At 37.7% G+C, this 4,675-nt stretch carries 5 protein-coding genes; 2 read left to right on the top strand and 3 right to left on the bottom strand.

From position 1 onward, the window contains the following. The first annotated feature begins 27 nt into the window (after positions 1-27). On the top strand, positions 28-555 hold the full coding sequence (locus tag V7149_RS25265; RefSeq protein ID WP_335348319.1) for an ECF transporter S component: 528 nt from the start codon (positions 28-30) through the stop codon (positions 553-555). Between the two features lie 157 nt (positions 556-712). Here the strand turns inward: V7149_RS25265 and V7149_RS25270 are convergent, their stop codons facing one another. Then, a complete protein-coding gene (locus V7149_RS25270; protein ID WP_335348316.1) occupies positions 713-2,659 on the bottom strand; it encodes a choice-of-anchor I family protein in 1,947 nt (648 codons plus the stop codon). A 266-nt stretch (positions 2,660-2,925) separates the two neighbouring features. Between V7149_RS25270 and V7149_RS25275 the strand changes: the two genes are divergently transcribed. Continuing rightward, the gene (locus V7149_RS25275; protein WP_335348317.1) at positions 2,926-3,537 is read left to right on the top strand and encodes a DUF502 domain-containing protein; all 612 of its coding nucleotides are present in this window, start codon (positions 2,926-2,928) and stop codon (positions 3,535-3,537) included. Between the two features lie 93 nt (positions 3,538-3,630). Here V7149_RS25275 and V7149_RS25280 read toward each other — a convergent pair whose 3' ends face one another. Continuing rightward, a complete protein-coding gene (locus tag V7149_RS25280) occupies positions 3,631-4,041 on the bottom strand; it encodes a hypothetical protein (RefSeq protein WP_335348318.1) in 411 nt (136 codons plus the stop codon). A 522-nt stretch (positions 4,042-4,563) separates the two neighbouring features. Next, the gene (locus V7149_RS26690; RefSeq protein ID WP_410489377.1) at positions 4,564-4,647 is read right to left on the bottom strand and encodes a putative holin-like toxin; all 84 of its coding nucleotides are present in this window, start codon (positions 4,645-4,647) and stop codon (positions 4,564-4,566) included. Between the last annotated feature and the right edge of the window lie 28 nt (positions 4,648-4,675).

Genomic DNA, 4,675 nt, shown 5'->3' on the forward strand with positions numbered 1-4,675 from the left:
AAGAAAAAAAAAGAAAGAGGCAATCCTATGAATTCAACAGTTTTACAGACAGAAGCAACAAAGACAAAAACCTTAGTCATATATGCACTTTTCATCGCATTAACTCTAGTATCTACAATGTTCATCAATATCAGGCTCCCCATTATGGGTAATGGTGGCCTAATCCATATGGGCAACGTGCCTCTATTTATAGCAGCTTTAGTTTACGGCAAAAAAACAGGAGCCATTGCAGGCGCCTTTGGTATGGGTTTCTTCGACATTCTCTCTGGTTGGGGAGCATGGGCACCGTTTACATTCATCATCGTAGGGACAATGGGCTTTTTAGCCGGTCTTATTTCCGAAAAGGTACCCGGCAAAAGAGTAGTTGTCAACACACTGGCAGTTGCCATTGCACTCATTATTAAAATCGTAGGCTACTATTTCGCTGAAGTAATCCTTTACGGTAACTGGATTCTGCCATTTGGCTCCGTTCCAGGAAATGTGATGCAGGTTGTCTTAGCAGGAATCATAGTAGTGCCAATTGCAGGACGCTTAAAAAGAGCTTTAAAGATTTAAGTTTGGTGCATTACTCTAAATAATCCCGGCTTTAGCAATTGTATACGGTATTCAGTAAAAATTTTAGAATAAACCCTTGCAATCGCAAGGGTTTTCTTTATGGTTCTTTTCACTAATTGAAAAAGAATATCTCTTCCTTCTAGTTGGAATCTAACAACTATTTTAGTAGCTCCAATTTATGTTTAGATGGAGTTTGGTAGGATACATACCCTTCAATTTTTGTCACATAATGTCCTCCGCCAACTGAATATTGGCCGCCGAATTTGTCGTCATAGCTGTATACGCGGTATTTTTCACCGGGATTTAGGACTCTTACGAACTGGAGACCTTTATCTGTTCTTTTCCATAGATTGATTGGCTTTTCGATCATCACTCGACCGATTTGACCTTTTTTCATTAATAAGCCATCCCAATAGACTAGTGGTGTTTCCTTAGCAGGCACGTCCACTTCAGGCGCAGCCGGTTTCATCTTCATGTCTTTTCCACCAAATTCATAAATCGCAACCGTACCGGATACTTCATGAGTCGCAGCTAAAAGGGCATGTCCTGTAGGACTCTTATCAGCTGAAATAAAGCGTAAACCTTCAGGTGATACATCCCCTTTAATATCCTCGCTATAATCCCTACTTGAAATAAATGTAACGAATTCAGGCTTCGATGGATTTTCAAGATCATACACCATAATTCCGCTCACTCGCTCCAATGCGATAAATGCATACGATTTACCATTAATTTCTCCACTAACAACAGTTTCTGGTTCTGGTCCTTTTGCAGAACTCCGTTTGTCATACGCAATTTCTTCGTTATCCGTGTTAAAGAACTCAGGGAGTGCTTCAGAAGTGATTTTCTCAAAGTCACTTCCGCTATCATAAACAAGCTCCATTGTTTCAGCGTCAAAGATTGAGAAACTGCGTCCACCGTACGAATAAAGCGCTTCATACGAACCATCCGCTGCCATCCCTTCTTCAAGGGTAATTTTTGTTTTCTTCATCTCATCGAATAATCCATCTGCCACTTTTTGATCAAGCTCTTCTTGTGTGAAACCTTTATAATGATCTGCATTCAATTTAATCTTGTCTGCGATATCACCGATTTCTGCCTCTTCGGAATACGCTTCGTAATCTCGGGCGTCTCCTTCATTTGGTGTCAAAATATATGTTTTCCCGCCGACTGCAAATGTATCAATGGCATCTGGCATGTACAAGCCTAGAAGTGGAAGGCGTTCAAGTTTTGTTTCACCGTTTCGCTTCCCATCGAGTTCGTTTTCAGGAAGAGAGTGATCTTTTACACCAAGTCCTTTCACATGAAGGATTTTTTCTGCAGCAAGATCAACAGTCGCGATTGCATTGTTTTCTTGCATCGATACATACGCTACTTTACTATCTTTAGAAACCGCTACATACTCAGGCTCCAATTGTTGAAGAGCTGTCCCTTTAGATTTTAATCGGACTTTTTCATCAATTTCTACATTTTTAAATGAAAGTGTATTTGCTGTAAATTCACTTGGCTCTTTCGTGACGTCAATGATTGAAATCGTCCCTTCCGGATCAACGGTATAATCATCACTTGGCTCTCCTTCATTGGCAACGATCGCTTTCGTTCCGTCTGGTGTAAATGTCACCATGTCAGGCAACGAACCCACTTGCACTTTCGATATGTATGCTCCCTCTTTTGATAGAAAAACAATATAGCCAGGGTCTGTCTTCGGATTGCTAACAACGGAAACAGCAACTAAATCTTTTGTCGGATGTGAAGCAATACTCGTAATATCTGCTACGTTTTCAATTTGAAAGTCCTCTAATAATACCCGCTTAATTGATTCTACTTTTGTAAATTCACCTGATGTTAGTTGTTCGAATGAAAGAATATCAATTCCAGAAGCGGCTCCATTTGTAACAAAAGCACGCTTTAGTGTCTCATCGTAAGCCATAATTTCAGTACCACCAATGCCTTCAGTACTGTCATATTGACCAATTTGGGTAACCTTCAAACCATCCTCTTTATATTGAAAAAAAGTTGATTGTTCTGCGAATACATTGTACGGCTGACTTGCCCCCAAGAGAATACCTGCTGCTGTAATTCCTGCAACTATTTTGTTTTTCATTTTGATCTGTTCCCCCCAAAAAAATGCTAACTCATAAAAACAATTCTAGTTATCTAGTATTAAGAATATATGAATCTATTGTAATGTTTTTGTATTTTTGAGTAGTTTCAGATGGAAGAATCGGGAAAGATTAAAATCTTAATAGAGTCTTTCCTTCATACCTATAAATTATTAATCAGACTAACCAACTTCCAATATCACTTGAATCGCTTCAACCATTATGTAAAAATAAATTCAAATGCCTCATTACCATAAGGAGAGAAAAAATGAAACGGATTTTTCATAATTTTGTTAAGGGGATCATAACGGGTGTTCCGATTATTTTAGTCGTTTATGCCGTTTATCAATTATTTATGTTTTTAGATGGATTGTTAGGAAATTATTTAAAGCCTTATTTTAAAGAAGATTATGTTCCGGGGATTGGTTTGTTTTTCACCTTAGTCTTCATCACGATTCTAGGCTGGTTATCAAACAAAGTATTCACTGGGACGTTAATCCGAATGATTGAAAGATTACTAGAAAAAATTCCGCTCATAAAAACGCTCTATTCCATTAGTAAAGATACCATTCACTCATTCCTTGGCGAGAACAAATCATTTTCAAAAGTGGCATTGGTCACCATTCCAGGTACAGAAATGAAAACCATTGGGTTTATCACAACCGAGGATGTAGAAAGTTTTTATCATCCATTAAAGGACTATGTAGCTGTCTATATCCAACAAACCTTTCAAATTGCTGGACTAACGGTTTTAATTCCGAAAGATCAAGTTGAAATCATCGATGTAAAGCCTGAAGACGCAATGAAATTTGTCGTTTCAGGTGGAATGACAATAACAAAAGAGGAACAATCGGCTATTCGAGGGACTTCATCTGAGTAGAAACATATCGGAAATCATTGGATGTTTCATTATTATAAATAAGAAAAGAAGATGTAGGATTGGTCCCTCACAAGAGTGAGGGATTTTTATACTTTAAGCAACTTTAATTGCTTTTCCAAATGGCACCCTTGGGAGAAACGTGCCTGGGACTAGCCAGAATAACTCATAATTCACTACCTTGATTTCATCGGTAATAAAACCAGTAACATCCGTGATATAAAATAAAGTATCCACTTGATTTTCCTCTGCCCATTCAAGAACTAATGTATAGGAAGATTTCCCATGTGAATAGTACTTAATAGAATCACTTTTCACAGGTCCAATTCTTCTAATTTTAAAATCCGCTTGAATTAATAAAGCATCTGGTTTCACATGCTGAAATAATTTAACTATGTTGTTTATCAAATCCTTTGGTGCCTCATTTGTAGATGTATCGACAGCTATAGCCATTTTTTTGTCATGACGCTGCTGCAGCATGGACAGAAGCATTTTATGCCATTTCATAATGATCCAACTCCCCATCGTAAAATCGCAAAGTTCGCCCTAGCATTGACAGGCTTCTACAGAAGGTTGAACTTCTGCTGAAACCAGTTAAAATGTAAGACCCATCTTATTTTGGATGATTACTTGGAGAGTTATGATTGAAATGTTGAGGTAAAAAAATGCAGTTTTTTATGATATTTGATCAAAAAAAGTAAACATGTTCCTTTATTAGTAAAATTGCCCTTTATCTGATAAGATTCTTATTCTGTTCATCTTCTGTATTGACAATTCTGCGAGTTAAATCCTCGGTTTGCCATACAATTTCTCTTACACCTCGGAATCTGAGTTACATGAAACTAATTCAACTATAAAGAAATTGAACTTTCATAACACTTTCAGTTATAATATGATTAAGTACCACATAAATTAAAAAAAGACCGAACATGCTGGTAACATGTCCGGTCCAGCAATAGGCGGTTCCCACAAAGGGATCGGCTATTAATGGGGAATAATCCACCTGAGCCGTGCTAACTCAAGGGTGGATTATTTTTTATGGTTAAATGACAGAATGGCTACGATCAAACTTGCAAAAGCAATCGTAAACATTAATGCTTCAAATACTGTCATTCAGCATCACCCCCTTTCTGTTCGGGAG

Source organism: Bacillus sp. JJ1503, assembly GCF_036965125.1.
GTDB lineage: Bacteria > Bacillota > Bacilli > Bacillales > Cytobacillaceae > Cytobacillus.